12 protein-coding genes are annotated in these 12,723 nt (G+C 72.7%); 1 reads left to right on the top strand and 11 read right to left on the bottom strand.

The window, feature by feature from the left end:
• The 5 genes from SZ60_RS05905 to SZ60_RS05885 form a co-directional block, all read right to left on the bottom strand.
• Positions 1–497, bottom strand: a 497-nt coding sequence (locus SZ60_RS05905) for a site-2 protease family protein (protein WP_197073512.1), incomplete at its 3' end; no start/stop codon positions are given.
• An 84-nt stretch (positions 498–581) separates the two neighbouring features.
• Positions 582–1,658: a 1-deoxy-D-xylulose-5-phosphate reductoisomerase gene (gene dxr, locus SZ60_RS05900; RefSeq protein WP_043594531.1), complete on the bottom strand. Its 1,077-nt coding sequence runs from the start codon at positions 1,656–1,658 to the stop codon at positions 582–584.
• Between the two features lie 88 nt (positions 1,659–1,746).
• Entirely contained in the window at positions 1,747–2,760 is a 1,014-nt protein-coding gene (locus SZ60_RS05895; protein ID WP_043594530.1) for an FKBP-type peptidyl-prolyl cis-trans isomerase, read from the bottom strand.
• 36 nt (positions 2,761–2,796) lie between these two features.
• Positions 2,797–3,357, bottom strand: a complete 561-nt coding sequence (locus SZ60_RS05890) for an FKBP-type peptidyl-prolyl cis-trans isomerase (RefSeq protein WP_052505196.1) — start codon at positions 3,355–3,357, stop codon at positions 2,797–2,799.
• A gap of 74 nt (positions 3,358–3,431) precedes the next feature.
• Complete coding sequence (locus SZ60_RS05885; RefSeq protein ID WP_043594529.1) at positions 3,432–3,923, bottom strand: OsmC family protein; 492 nt, start codon at positions 3,921–3,923, stop codon at positions 3,432–3,434.
• A gap of 69 nt (positions 3,924–3,992) precedes the next feature.
• Here SZ60_RS05885 and SZ60_RS05880 point away from each other — a divergent pair, with 69 nt between their 5' ends.
• Positions 3,993–5,009, top strand: a complete 1,017-nt coding sequence (locus tag SZ60_RS05880) for an asparaginase (RefSeq protein WP_043594528.1) — start codon at positions 3,993–3,995, stop codon at positions 5,007–5,009.
• Here SZ60_RS05880 and SZ60_RS05875 read toward each other — a convergent pair.
• From SZ60_RS05875 to SZ60_RS05850, 6 genes are all read right to left on the bottom strand, one after another.
• Positions 5,006–5,278: a hypothetical protein gene (locus tag SZ60_RS05875; RefSeq protein WP_156155505.1), complete on the bottom strand. Its 273-nt coding sequence runs from the start codon at positions 5,276–5,278 to the stop codon at positions 5,006–5,008. The genes SZ60_RS05880 and SZ60_RS05875 overlap by 4 nt on opposite strands.
• Before the next feature lie 42 nt (positions 5,279–5,320).
• Entirely contained in the window at positions 5,321–5,902 is a 582-nt protein-coding gene (locus tag SZ60_RS05870) for a hypothetical protein (RefSeq protein WP_043594525.1), read from the bottom strand.
• Positions 5,903–5,997: 95 nt separating this feature from the next.
• On the bottom strand, positions 5,998–7,899 hold the full coding sequence (locus SZ60_RS16365; RefSeq protein ID WP_052505195.1) for a zinc-ribbon domain-containing protein: 1,902 nt from the start codon (positions 7,897–7,899) through the stop codon (positions 5,998–6,000).
• A complete protein-coding gene (locus tag SZ60_RS05860; RefSeq protein WP_052505194.1) occupies positions 7,899–10,271 on the bottom strand; it encodes a transglutaminase-like domain-containing protein in 2,373 nt (790 codons plus the stop codon). The genes SZ60_RS16365 and SZ60_RS05860 overlap by 1 nt, the downstream gene beginning before the upstream one ends.
• Positions 10,268–11,731, bottom strand: a complete 1,464-nt coding sequence (locus SZ60_RS05855; protein ID WP_231567060.1) for a DUF58 domain-containing protein — start codon at positions 11,729–11,731, stop codon at positions 10,268–10,270. The genes SZ60_RS05860 and SZ60_RS05855 overlap by 4 nt, the downstream gene beginning before the upstream one ends.
• Entirely contained in the window at positions 11,728–12,699 is a 972-nt protein-coding gene (locus SZ60_RS05850; RefSeq protein ID WP_043594523.1) for a MoxR family ATPase, read from the bottom strand. The genes SZ60_RS05855 and SZ60_RS05850 overlap by 4 nt, the downstream gene beginning before the upstream one ends.
• Positions 12,700–12,723 lie beyond the last annotated feature (24 nt).

Raw genomic sequence — 12,723 nt, 5'->3', positions numbered from 1 at the left:
CTGACGCTGCCGACCGTGGTGCTCGCCTGCTGGACGCCGAAGCCGCAGAGCAGCACGGCGAACAGCACGATCGCGATGAGCAGGTTCATGAACGGGCCGCCGAGCATGATGATCACGCGCTTGTACACGGGCAGGCGGTAGAAGGTCCGCGACTCGTCGCCCTCGTCGATGGTCTCGGCACTGGCGGTCCGGGCGTCCTGCACGAGGGTGTTGAAGAAGCCGGTGCTCGACTGGCGCGCGCCTCCCCCGGTCTTTCCGGGAGGGAACATCCCCGACATCGAGATGTAGCCGCCGAGCGGCAACGCCTTGACGCCGTACTCGGTCTCGCCCTTCTTGCGCGAGAAGACGGTCGGCCCGAAACCGATCATGTACTGGCCGACCTTCACGCCGAACTTCTTCGCCGGCACGAGGTGGCCCACCTCATGCAGGGCGATCGACACGGCCAACCCGACGACCATGACCAGGACGCCGAGCACGAAGAGGAGGATCGTCTGCACCGGGCAAGGGTAGCCGCCCGTGGCCGGACGTCCACCGCGCCGACGCCATGACGACGCTGGGAGCCCCGAACTGGGGCGGCGGGCTCAGCGGGCCAGCAGCGCGTCCGCCTCGGCACGCGCCCAGCGCTCGGCGTCGAGCACGCCCTCGAGGCTGTTCTCGCCCGCGGTGTGCCGGTCGACGACCGCCTCGACCACGTCGAGGATGTCGAGATACCTGACGCGTCCCGCATGGAACGCCAGGACGGCCTGCTCGTTCGCCGCGTTGAAGACGGCCGGATGGGTGCCCCCGGCCCGCCCGACCTGCTTCGCCAGCCGGACGGCCGGGAAGGCCTGCTCGTCGAGGGGCTCGAAGGTCCAGGTGGAGGCGCGGGTCCAGTCGAGCGGGACGCCCACGCCCTCGACGCGGTCGGGCCAGGCGAGTCCGAGCGAGATCGGCAGGCGCATGTCGGGGGGAGAGGCCTGGGCGATGGTCGAGCCGTCGACGAACTCGACCATGGAGTGGACGATCGACTGCGGGTGCACCGTGACGTCGATGTGGTCGTAGTCGACGTCGAACAGCAGGTGCGCCTCGATGACCTCGAGCCCCTTGTTGACGAGGGTCGACGAGTTCGTCGTGACGACCAGGCCCATGTCCCAGGTGGGGTGCGCGAGCGCCTCGCGCGGCGTGACGTCGGCCAGCGAGTCCCGCGTGCGGCCGCGGAACGGACCGCCCGACGCCGTCAGGACGAGCCGGCGCACCTCGCGATCGGAGCCCGACCTCAGGGCCTGCGCGATGGCCGAGTGCTCGGAGTCGACCGGCACGATCTGGCCGGGAGCGGCTCGCCCCTTCACGAGGTCGCCGCCGACGATCAAGCTCTCTTTGTTCGCCAGGGCGAGCGACGCACCCGAGTCGAGGGCGGCGAGGGTCGGCGCGAGGCCGACCGACCCCGTGATGCCGTTCAGGACGACGTCGGCGCGGACGTCGCGGACGAGTTGCACCGATTCGTCGGCGCCGAGGGCCGTGTGCTCGACACCGAACTCGGCCGCCTGGGCCGCCACACCCTGACGGTCGGAGCCGGCGGAGAGGCCGACGACCTCGAAGAGGTCGGGATGGGCCCGGACGACGTCGAGGGCCTGGACCCCGATCGAACCGGTGGAGCCGAGGATCGTGATGCGTCGCATGGGGCCAGCCTAGGGCGACCACCTCCGGGGCCGTCCGCCGACGCGAGACGACCCGTGGTTCGGCGACCCGCCCCTGGGCGACCAGCGCCTAGGCGACGGCGAGGATGTCGATCACGAAGACGAGTGTGTCGGTGCCCCCGATGCCGGCCGACGGTTGACCGGCCTCGCCGTAGCCCTCGGCGGGCGGGATGATCACGACCACCTGCGAGCCGACCGTCTGACCGATCATGGCCTTGGCGAACCCGGGCACGACCTGGTCGGTCGAGAACGGCGTCGGCGTGCCCTTGCCCCAGCTCTGGTCGAAGACCTCGCCGGTGGTCCAGTTGACGCCCTGGTACTGGACGGTGACGTTCGCGGGGTCGGGGACGACAGGGCCGTCGCCCTTCTTGAGGACCTCGATCTGCAGGTCGGACGGCGGTTCGGTGCCGGGCGGGATCGTCACGGTCGGCTGACCGTCGTCGGCGAGCTCGACCGTAGGGAAGCCGTCCACCGGAGGCCGGGCCTCGCCCGTCGCCTTGGTCGGCACGATCGACACGACGTCGGCGACGATCACCACGGGCGTGGGCGTGGCGGCCTGCTCCCCCGCGGTCGCGGTCGTCATGTCGGCCGCCGAGGCGACGGTCACCGTGCGGCTACCCGAGGGCACGCAGGCGATCGCGTCGACGATGCCCGGCACGTAGTAGTCGGTGCTCACCGTGAGCTGCGTGGGCTGCTGGCCCTCGTCGAAACCGGCCGACGTGACCTCGGCCCCGGTCGTCGCGTCGTAGACGGCGATGCGGACGTTCGCCACCGCGCCCGGCCCGGCGACCTCGCCACTACCCTCGACCAAGGTGGTGCGCTGGGTCGACGGGACCTCGAGCGGGGTGTCGAAGACGACCTCGGGCTTGCTCTCGACCTCGCCCGTGACGTCGACGCCGTCGGACAGCGCCCCCGACGTCGGCGCCTTGCAGTCGCCGGTCGCGCCGCTCGCCGTGGGAGACGGCTGGTCGGAACCACCCGTGCAACCGCTCAGCACGATGGCGACGAGCGGAACGGCCGCCAGGGCGACGAGCCGTCCTCGACGGACACGGGTGGACGGACGAGGAGGCGCGGTGCGGGTCATCGAAGAGTCGTCTCGGGGGTCGACGGCGACGGCCGACTAGGAGACGGCGAGGATGTCGATGACGAAGACGAGCGTGTCGGTGCCCGAGATGCCCGCCTGCGGGGCGCCGGCCTCACCGTAGCCATCGGCCGGCGGGATGACGACGACGGTCTGCGACCCGACGGTCTGCCCGACCATGCCGTCCGCGAAGCCGGTGATGACCTGGTCGGTCGAGAAGGTGGCCGGCGCACCGCGCGACCAGCTCTCGTCGAAGATCTCGCCGGTGTTCCAGATGACGCCCTGGTACTGGACCGTGACGGTGTCGCCGGCCTGGACCGTGGGACCGTCGCCCTTGATCAGGGTCTCGACGCCGAGCTCGGTCGGCGCGTCGGCCTCGGGGACGGTCACCGTGGGACGGCCGTCGGCGTCGAGCTCGACGGTCGGGAAGCCGGCCTGCGGGGCCTGGGGCTCGCCCGAGGCCCGCAGCGGGACGTCCGAGGTCGACGACGCCGAGCTGGTCGACGTGGCGGTGTCGGACGATCCACCGGCGTCGCCGGCACAGGCCGCCAACGACAGGAGGAGGGCGGGGACGGCCAGGAGGGCGAGGGAGCGGCGCATGGGGATCTCTCGGTCGGAGTGACGGGGCTCGCGCCGTGGGACTCGGCGCGGCGAAGGTGCCGTGCCATTCTGCCTCACGCCCGGTCGGCTTCTCTGGACGCCGCCACCACGGTCGGCTCGTGCCCGACGGGGAAGGCGACGGACGCCGCGATGAAGCACTTGCGGCTCGCCTCGGCGTGCAGCTCGAGGGCGCGCTCGACCATGCCGTCGTCGGCGACGGTCACCCGGGGCCGCAGGGTGACCGACGTGAACCGTCCGCCGCCGTCCTGCGTCTGCGTCATGCGCCCCACGGCGGCGTCCTCGTAGGCGACCACGACCACGCCCGCGGTGGCGGCCACGTGCAGGTAGCTGAGCAGGTGGCACTGCGCCAGTGCGGCCAGCAGCAGCTCCTCGGGGTTCCACCGGTCGGCGTCGCCGTAGAAGGTGCGGTCGGCCGAGGCCAGGATGTCGTGCTGCTTGCCGGGGGCGACGATCGTGTTGTCCCGGCCGTACGAACGGTACGAGGTGGTGCCCTCGCCCCGGTCGCCCGTCCACTGGACGTCGACGGCGTAGTCGTGGTCGAGCATGCTGCCTCCCTCTCGGGCCCCTCGTCGGTGCGACGTGGTCGCGTGGCGGGCCTCGGTACACTCCCCATCATGACCGACCCCCGCCCCGCCGTGCCCTCCCGTCACCCTCTGACCGCCTCGGGCAGCGTCGAGCTGGCCGTGCTCGAACGCTCGGGCTGGGACGAGAGCCGTCACCTCGGTGCGGGCGTCGTCGTGGACGCCGACGGGCACGAACTGCGTCGGGTCGGGGACGCCGAGGCGACGATCTACCCGCGTTCCTGCCTCAAACCGCTGCAAGCGCTCACGGTGCTGCGGTCGGGAGTCTCGCTCGACGGTCCTCAGGCCGTGCTGGCGACGGCGAGCCACGCCGGTACGCGGGCCCACCTCGACGTGGTCGAGGCCCTGCTCGGCCGCTCGGGCAGCACCGAGGACGACCTCCTCTGCCCGCCGGACTGGCCCGGCGACCGGGCCAGCGCCCGTGAGGCCTCCGCGAAGCGCCGCCTCGCCATGAACTGCTCGGGCAAGCACGCCTCGTTCCTGCTGGCCTGTGCCGAGAACGGCTGGGACCCGTCGAGCTACGTCGCCACCGACCATCCCCTGCAGGCCGCCGTCCGCGAGACGGTCGCCGAGTTCACCGGCGAGACCGTCGACCACGCCGGTGTCGACGGCTGCGGCGCCCCGGTGATCGCGACCACCGTGGTCGGCCTGGCCCGGGCGATCGCCCGCATCACCGGGTCGGTCCGCCCGACCGGCGCGGGACGTGACGAGCACGCGGCGCACCTCGTGGAGGCCGTCCTCGGCGACGCCTGGGCGATCGACGGCCCCGGTCGCGCCAACACGGTGACGATCGACGAGCTCGGCGTGCTGGCCAAGCTGGGCGCCGAGGGCGTCATGGTGATGGGCACGACCGACGGCGTCGCCGTGGCCGTCAAGGTGCTCGACGGGAACGTGAGGGCCGGCACCCTGGTGGCGCTGCGCCTCCTGGTCGACGAGGGGGCCGTCGACTCGGCCGCCGCCGATCGTGTGATCGAGCGGACGCTCGAGAAGGTCACCGGAGGTGACGGTCTCGTGGGTCGCATCCGTCTCGGCAGCGGTCTCGACCGCTAGACCCGTCGAGCGGGGTCGTCGAACACCGACACGAAGGCGACCCGCAGGCTCTGCCGACACGGCCGGCCGTCCTTGAGGGTGACCGTGGCCTCGCCGTCCGGACCGATCACGACGACGGTGTCGACCGGCGGCGGTTCGGCCGCGGGCAGGCCCCTCACCGCGGGAACCGTGCCGACGAGCACGCAGTCGACGGCCTCGGCCGCCTGGGCCACCGAAGCCCCCGCGGACCGCAGCTGACGGCGGAGGCCCGATGCCACGGCCTCGGCCACGACAGGCGGTCCGACGACACGGACGGTCGACGAGAGGGGCACTCAGAGCGGTGCCTCGTCGAGGGTGGCCGCCTCGGCGCGGAGGCGCGCCAGTCGGGCGACGGCCGGGTCGGCCGCCTCGAGGTCGTCCTCGGGACGCCCCTCGAGCACCAGCCCGCTGGAGGCGCGACCCACCCCGAGCACCAGCACCCGGGTCGGACGACGTCCGGCGTCGGACGCACCGACCCGATCGGCCGTCGGGTACCAGTCGGCCAGTTCACGCGACCGTGCCGCTCGCAAGCGCGCGACGACCTCGTCGACCGCGTCGAGGGACTCCAGGAATCGCGATCGTTCGCGACGGGCCGAGAGGGTCGCCCCGACGACACGGTCGACGGCCCAGCCGACCAGGACCGCGAGAGCCGTGAGGACCGAGGACACGAGGACGGCGGGCAGGCCTGTCCAGGGGACGAGAGCACCGCACCCCGAGAGGACGGCACCCGTCGACATCGCCGCGACCGGCGCGGCCGTCGGACGGGGCCGGGCCGGTGCCGGTGGAAGTCGCACGCGCGGGGCGACGCCCGGGGACGTCAGGGGGGTCGAGGACGTGGCGGAGGTCGACAGCGTCCCGGGGTTCGAGGGGTCCATGCATCCAGTGGAGCGAACTGGTCGCCCCGATCGGTGCCCGCTGGACGGGGCCGGGGAACACCCGCCCACCCTGCCGGGTGGGGAGGAGCCGTCGGTCAGACGACGACGAAGAACTGCTCGCCGATCTCGACCCGGGTGCCACGCGTCACCCGCACCCGGACACCCGGATCGGCACGGCGGGGCGGGAGGTCACGAGGTCGGACGACCGTGCCGTTGCCCGACCACCGGTCGCTGACCCACAGGGTCCCCGCCTCTTGGCCGAACTCGAGATGCGTCTTCGACACGGATTTTCCGGGATCGACGATCCGGACGAGCTGATCGAACCGCTCCCCCGGTTGGGGCGTCGGTGCCCGACCGACGAGGCCCGTGCCGTCAACCGTGATGCTCTCACCCGTGCTGAACTGCAGGACGTACTGGGTGCCCAGGCCACCACGACGGACGATGCGGGTCTCGTCGACGTCGTCGTCCACCGGCAGGTCGACGGGGGGACGACGAGGCCGCCAGGGCGGGGCCGAGGACGAGGACGGGGGCACGTCGGCGACGATCGGCGTCGGCGTCACGGCCGGGCGCTCGGCCCGGAAGCCCGGGACGTGGTCGATCGGCGCAGGGGCCGGGCGTGCTGCCGCCTGCTGCTGATCCTCGACGTCACCCTGTGCGGGGACGTCGCCTCGGGAGCCCGCATCACCCTGGTCGGTGCCGACGTCGTCTGTGCCGTCGTCGTCGGTGCCGACGCCGCCGGTGGCGACGTCGTCGGTGCCGGCGTCGTCGGCGCCTGATCCGGCGGACTCACCGTCCTCGAGGACGGGACCACGGCGGAGGGCGGACCCGTCGTCCGGTCGCCATTCGGGCGGGAGCGGCACGACGGGCCCCGTGAACGACAGGGCGACCGACTGCACGACGGCACCGCATTCACCGCAGAAGATGTCGTCCTCGCCGATGGCCGCGCCGCAGTGCGTGCACCGTTCGGGCACGACGCCTGATCCGGGCCGGACGAGCGGCACGGGCTCGACGAGCGGCACGGGTTCGGGTCGACCGGACTCGATGGGAGCGGGCCGCGACGCACCGGGGTTCGACGGACGGAAGTCCCGGCCGAGAGCGGCCAACGGAGCGGTGTCTCCGTCCCGGGGCGCGTCGGCCGTCGGACGCACCAGAGGCGGGGGCCCCACGGGAGGCGTGGGCCGTTCGACCGGGGCCACCTCAGGCGTGGGGACGGATGCGGGAGCGGGCTCGCCGGACGACGCGGCGACCTCGAGGCCGTCGGCCCCTTCACGGTCGTCGGCTTCCACGGGAGGGGCGCCCTCCTCGATGGCGGGCGGCTCGACCTCGGCGAACCCGAGCTCGTCGTCCGGGCGGACCTCGGCCGCCTCGGAGGTCGGGTGCTCGGTGGCGGACGCTGCGCCGGGAGACGGTTCGTCCGACCCGACGGGCGTCAGGGACGCCGTCCAGAGCGGGGCCGACGTGGGGCGAGGTCCGTTGTCGGGGTGCTTGGCGGGCGATCGCAGCGGCGTGGGCGGTTCGACCGCATCAGGAGCCACTGTTCTGGGGGCGTCGACCTGACCGTCGCGGATCGCGGGAGCGTCGGGACGAGGGGGCCTCGGGGACCCCGCCTGCGCCTCCTCGGCGGGTGTTCGACGGTCGTCCTCGACCCTGCGCTCGACCGGTCGGTCGTCGACGGGCCACGCCGGGGGCTCGGGGACCGAAGCGGGCACCCCGGACCGGGGGTGGTCGGTGCCGGTCGACCCGACCTCGGCCGCGCCGGCGTCCGTCTGGCGATCGCGCACCCACCACGGTGGTTCCGCATCGCCGCGGCGGGGGTGCGACGTCGCCCGCGAGCGAGCCTCGGGCAGGTCGGGGGCGCTGGTGGCGTCGACGTGCTCGGCGGCGGCATCGGCCCGACGGCGGGCGGCCGCGAGGTCTGCGCTGGAGACCGCCCGACCGCACTCGCCACAGAACATCGCGCCGACGGGCAGGGGGCTGGCACAGGTGGGGCAGTACATCAGTCGTTCCTCTGTCGCTCGGGAGGGGTGCGCCCATGGTAACCACGCATGGATCGGAGCGAGACCGCCGCGGCGAAACGCTGCCGCCTCGTGAGCCCCACCCCGAGGGCCCGCCGCATCTCGGCGACGGCCGTCCAGACGCGGTCGGCGTCGGACTCGGCGGGCGGGTTCGGTGAGAACACCGCACGGTCCGCCACTCGGGCCAGCACCGCGGGGCGCGAACCACCGACCACGGCGGCGACCTCGCTCCGCGTCGCGGCCGGCGGGGTGCGGATGCCGTGGTCGACCACGGCGTCCTGGAATTCGTGCCAGCCACCGCTGATGCGGGCGGAAGGACTCGTCGCCGTCCGGCGGCGGCGTCGCCTACGCGCCTTGAGGGCGACGATCGTCACGAACGGGGCCGCGAGCAGGCCGGCGACGAGGGCGCTCCAGCCGACGACGCGGACGATCGCCAGGACGACGGCCAACCAGGCCGGAGGGTCCTCGGGGTCGTCCTGCTCGGACTGCGGTGGGGTCTGGTCGTCGCGCATCTGAGGGTCAAGGGGCGGGGGCTGGACGACGGACTCGGGACGGGAGATCTGCGTGGGGTCCTGCACCTGGTCCTCGGGGATCGGCCGCTCGGCCGGATTCGGATCGAGCGCCACCCAGCCGTACTGGGCGGTGTCGACCTCGATCCAGGCGGACACGTTCGAGCCGGTGACCTCGACACTGCCACCATCGGCCTCCGGCGCGAATCCCATGACCACCCTCGCGGGGAACCCCAACTGATCGGCCATCAACGCGGCCGCCGTCGCGTACTGCTCGGCGTCGCCGATCATGACGGGGTCGGTGAAGAGCTGGGCGATGCGGTCCGCGCCGTGCCCCGATCGGCTGACGGGCTCGTCGGCGGTGACCCCGTGGCTCACGTAACCGTCCTCGCGCAGCGCACCCAGCGCCGCTCGGAGGCGCGCCCCCGGCCCCTGGACCCCGGCGACGTCCTCCTCGAGCGAGGACGACAGCTCGTCGGGCACGTCCCGCGGTGTCGGCACGGTCGCCGTACCCGGCGTGAGCGCGTCGAGTTCGTCGTCACCGGGCTGCCGGGGCTCGACCGCGTCCAGCCGGTACGAGTCGCCCTGCCGGATTCCGCCGAGGACGGCCGCGGTTCCCGTGACGTCGTTGTAGAAGAACGCGTCCCGCCGGGCGTCCGCCGTGGCTCCGTCGAACGAGACGGACTCGAGCCGGCCGACGGTGGGGAGCCAGAGGTCGTCGTAGGCACCGACCGTGACGTCCACCGAGGTCGCGTCTCCGTCGACCTCGGATTGGTCGACCTCGGACGGCACCCGCGTGAAGAACCCGGAGGCGCTGTCGACCTCCCCGCTGCCGACGCTGTAGACGACACCGTCGTAGGTGTCGAGCGTGGCGACACGCAGTCGTTGTCCGTCACGGAGGCCTGAGACCGTGAGGAGCGTCTGGTCGACCATCGGCTCCTGTTCGTAGGCCCGGAAGCCGCTGAGCGGGCTGACGTGGTCGCGCGGGTCGAACGGTTGCTCGACGACCGTGCGGGCCACCGTTCGCGACGTGGCCGGCGGGATCGCCGAAACGGCGACCGTGCCGGCCGTGGCGGCGACGACCAGCGTGACGAGCGTGCCGACCACGGCCCGGACCGCCACCGGGCGGTGCCCGGCCGATCTCGGGGCGGCGCGGGCGGAGAGGGCGTCGAGCGCGACGCGACGCCGACGGAGGCGCCACCAGACCACCCAGGCGACCACCGTCACGAGCACGGCGAGTCCGGTGGCGCGGGGCCACCAGGGGTCGCCCGGACCGAGCACGATCGCCGTGATCCACACGACGACCGGGACGACGACGGCGACTTCTCCGCGTCGGCTGCGGAGGGCGACGGAGATCCCGACGACCGTGCCGACGAGGACCAGCGCGAAGACCGGGACCAGCAAGGCCTCGTAGCTGCCCACCGGCAGGGCGATGGTCACGAGCTGTTTCCAGCCGAGAGCCGTCGCCGAGACCAGCGTCAGGAGGCCCCTGCCCGTGGGCAGCACGCCGACGAGGGCCTGAGACGGCACGGCCAGCGGCACTCCGAGCAGCAGATACGCCACGACCGTGGCGACGAACACCCACACGCTCGACAGCCGGAGGACGGCCGAGCCGAGCGCGATGACCACACCGACGGCGAAGGCGACGAGGACGAGCACCACGAAGGCGGCACTTTCGTACACCGGCCAGAACGTCGCGGTCGCGGTGCCGAGCGAAGCCGCGAACAACGCCACGACGGAGGAGACGAACGGCGCCCGCAGTCGCGACGGCCGGGTGCGTGACCGGACGCGGGGAGGAGGTGTCACCGGCCCCACCGGCGTCCGGACCTCGTCGACGGCGGTCATGCGCTCGCCGTCCGGGCGAGCGACTTCTGCAGGTCCTCGAGGAAGCCGATGGTCAGCACGGTGAGATCGGCGATGCGCCTCATGCCGGGGACCGTCTCGGGGTCGCACACGATCGCGACCGCTTCGACCCCGAGCGGGAACTGCATGGCGGCAGCGCGCATCTCGGTGACGGTCGTCGTGGACCCGACGACGAGGAACGCCACCGAGATCCCCACGACCTGGTCGCCGGCGACCCGCGAGACGTCGGCGATGGCGAGGGCGGATTCGGCCGTGGTGACGACCGCGAGCTCGTCGAGCAACCGGTTGCGCGTCAGCGTGCTCAGCGAGCGGATCTCGAGGTTCTTGCGCTTGGCGAACTCGGGGGTGGTCTCGCCGACGACGACGCTGACCTCCCGGGCGTCTCGGATCGCGCGGGCCCCGAGGGAGCCCGCGACGCTGACGGCGAGCTCGAACTCGTCCTCGTTCGCGAAGTCGCCGGCCGCCAGGCTCAGGGCGATGACGAGGTGGCTGCGACGGCTCTCCTCGAACTGCCGCACCATGTAGGTGCCGGTCTTGGCGGTCGACTTCCAGTGGATGTTCCGTCGTTCGTCACCGGGTTGGTACTCGCGCAGGGCGTGGAACGAGATGTCGCTGGGCGAGAGGTCGCGCGTCGGGTTTCCCTCGAGGTCGCGGATGAGACCCGTGCTCGTGCTCGGGATGCCGATGGTGCGGGGATGGACGAACACCTCGGTGACGCCGGTCCACTCGATCTCGCGTCGGGCCAGGCCGACCGGATCGCCGCGGACGGTGCTGACCGGTCCGACGGCGACGACGCCCCGCCGCGTGGTGGGCAGGTCGAACGACTCGGTGACCTCGTCGCCCGACCGCAGGCTCGGCAGGTCGATCTCGGCGAGCCCCCGGCCGACGGGGACCTCGACGGACACGCCGAGGATTCGGCGGGCGCTCGCGTTCCGCACCCGCACGGTGCCGGCGGCCTCTGCGCCGACGGCCACCCGTTCGTGCGGGATCTCGAGGGTGATGCGGACGGAGTTCCGGCCGATCAGCGCCAGCCCCGCGACGAGCAGCAGGAAGATCGCGGCGAAACCGACCACCACGAACTCGGTCCAGCCGAGCAGGTAGCCGACGAGCAGCGCCACCGGTGCGGCGACGAGCATCGACCACCCGAAGGGCGTGACGACCGAGGAGGCGCTGGTGAAGGCCCCGCGGACGCCCCGGCGAGCTTCACGGGTCGTCCTGACGAGCAGGACGAGGAGGTCCGCTCCGATGCCGGTGCGGTCGCCGACGATCCGTGTCCGGGCGTTCGTCAGCCCCTGCGTCCCCGTCGAGAACGCGGAGTCGAAGCGTTGGTCGACACCACGGGTGCCGCCCCGCGGTCGCGTGCGACCGGCGCGGGAGCCGTCCGCGGTCGACCCGGGCACGGGCCGGGCAGCCCGGTCGGTGCCTCGGGGACGCTCGCTCACACGGCTACCCGTTCGGCGGGCGGCGCCGTCTCGATGAGCAGCTGGCTGACGACGCTGGACGGCGTGACGCCGTCGAACTCCGCTTCGGGGTCGAGCACGAGCCGGTGGGCGAGCACGGGCTCGGCGAGCGACTTGACGTCGTCCGGGATCACGTAGTGGCGGCCGAGGGACGCCGCGTAGGTCTTGGCCGAGCGGACGAGGGCCAGCGCACCGCGCACGCTCACGCCGAGGCGGACCTCTTGGGCGGTGCGCGTGCCGTCGACGAGTCGGGCGACGTAGTCGCTGATGGTGGGCTCGACGTGCACCGTTCGGGCGAGCTGGGCCATCTCGGTGATGACCCCCGCCTGGACGATCGGGTTGAGGCTGCCCTCGTGGACCCGCGTGGCCGAGCCCTCGAGGATGCGTACGGTGGCCGCGTGGTCGGGATAGCCGATCGAGGTCTTCATGATGAACCGGTCGAGCTGGGCCTCGGGAAGACGGTAGGTGCCGGCCTGTTCGACCGGGTTCTGCGTGGCGATCACCATGAACGGCGACCCCACGGGGTGGCTGACGCCGTCGACCGTCACACGGCTCTCCTCCATGACCTCGAGCAGTGCGGACTGCGTCTTGGGGCTGGCCCGGTTGATCTCGTCGGCGAGCACGATGTTGGAGAAGATCGGCCCACGGTGGAACTCGAACTCACCGGCCTTCTGGTCGTAGATGCTGACGCCGGTGATGTCGCCGGGGAGGAGGTCGGGCGTGAACTGGACCCGGTTGCTCGTGCCCTGGACGCTCTGGGCGATCGCGCGGGCGAGCGAGGTCTTGCCGGTCCCCGGGAAGTCCTCGAGCAGCAGGTGCCCCTCACTCAGCAGAGCCGTGAACGACAGTCGCACGACGAAGGTCTTGCCCAGGAGCACCTGGTCGACGTTGGCCACCAGGCGCCCGAAGATGTCGGAGAACCAGGTCGCCTGCTCGGGGGTCATGCTCATCGTGTCGTGTCTTTCTCGAGGGAG

Source organism: Frigoribacterium sp. MEB024 (assembly GCF_000878135.1).
Lineage (GTDB): Bacteria > Actinomycetota > Actinomycetes > Actinomycetales > Microbacteriaceae > Frigoribacterium.
Note: the sequence above shows the minus strand (reverse complement) of the source record. Positions and strands in the feature narration are given on the sequence as shown.

Bases quoted from the DNA above. Each gene is read 5' to 3' on its own strand.
- dxr (WP_043594531.1), bottom strand. From the start codon at position 1,658: ATGCGACGCATCACGATCCTCGGCTCCACCGGTTCGATCGGGGTCCAG.
- SZ60_RS05895 (WP_043594530.1), bottom strand. From the start codon at position 2,760: ATGACCCGCACCGCGCCTCCTCGTCCGTCCACCCGTGTCCGTCGAGGA.
- SZ60_RS05890 (WP_052505196.1), bottom strand. From the start codon at position 3,357: ATGCGCCGCTCCCTCGCCCTCCTGGCCGTCCCCGCCCTCCTCCTGTCG.
- SZ60_RS05885 (WP_043594529.1), bottom strand. From the start codon at position 3,923: ATGCTCGACCACGACTACGCCGTCGACGTCCAGTGGACGGGCGACCGG.
- SZ60_RS05880 (WP_043594528.1), top strand. From the start codon at position 3,993: ATGACCGACCCCCGCCCCGCCGTGCCCTCCCGTCACCCTCTGACCGCC.
- SZ60_RS05870 (WP_043594525.1), bottom strand. From the start codon at position 5,902: ATGGACCCCTCGAACCCCGGGACGCTGTCGACCTCCGCCACGTCCTCG.
- SZ60_RS16365 (WP_052505195.1), bottom strand. From the start codon at position 7,899: ATGTACTGCCCCACCTGTGCCAGCCCCCTGCCCGTCGGCGCGATGTTC.
- SZ60_RS05860 (WP_052505194.1), bottom strand. From the start codon at position 10,271: ATGACCGCCGTCGACGAGGTCCGGACGCCGGTGGGGCCGGTGACACCT.
- SZ60_RS05850 (WP_043594523.1), bottom strand. From the start codon at position 12,699: ATGAGCATGACCCCCGAGCAGGCGACCTGGTTCTCCGACATCTTCGGG.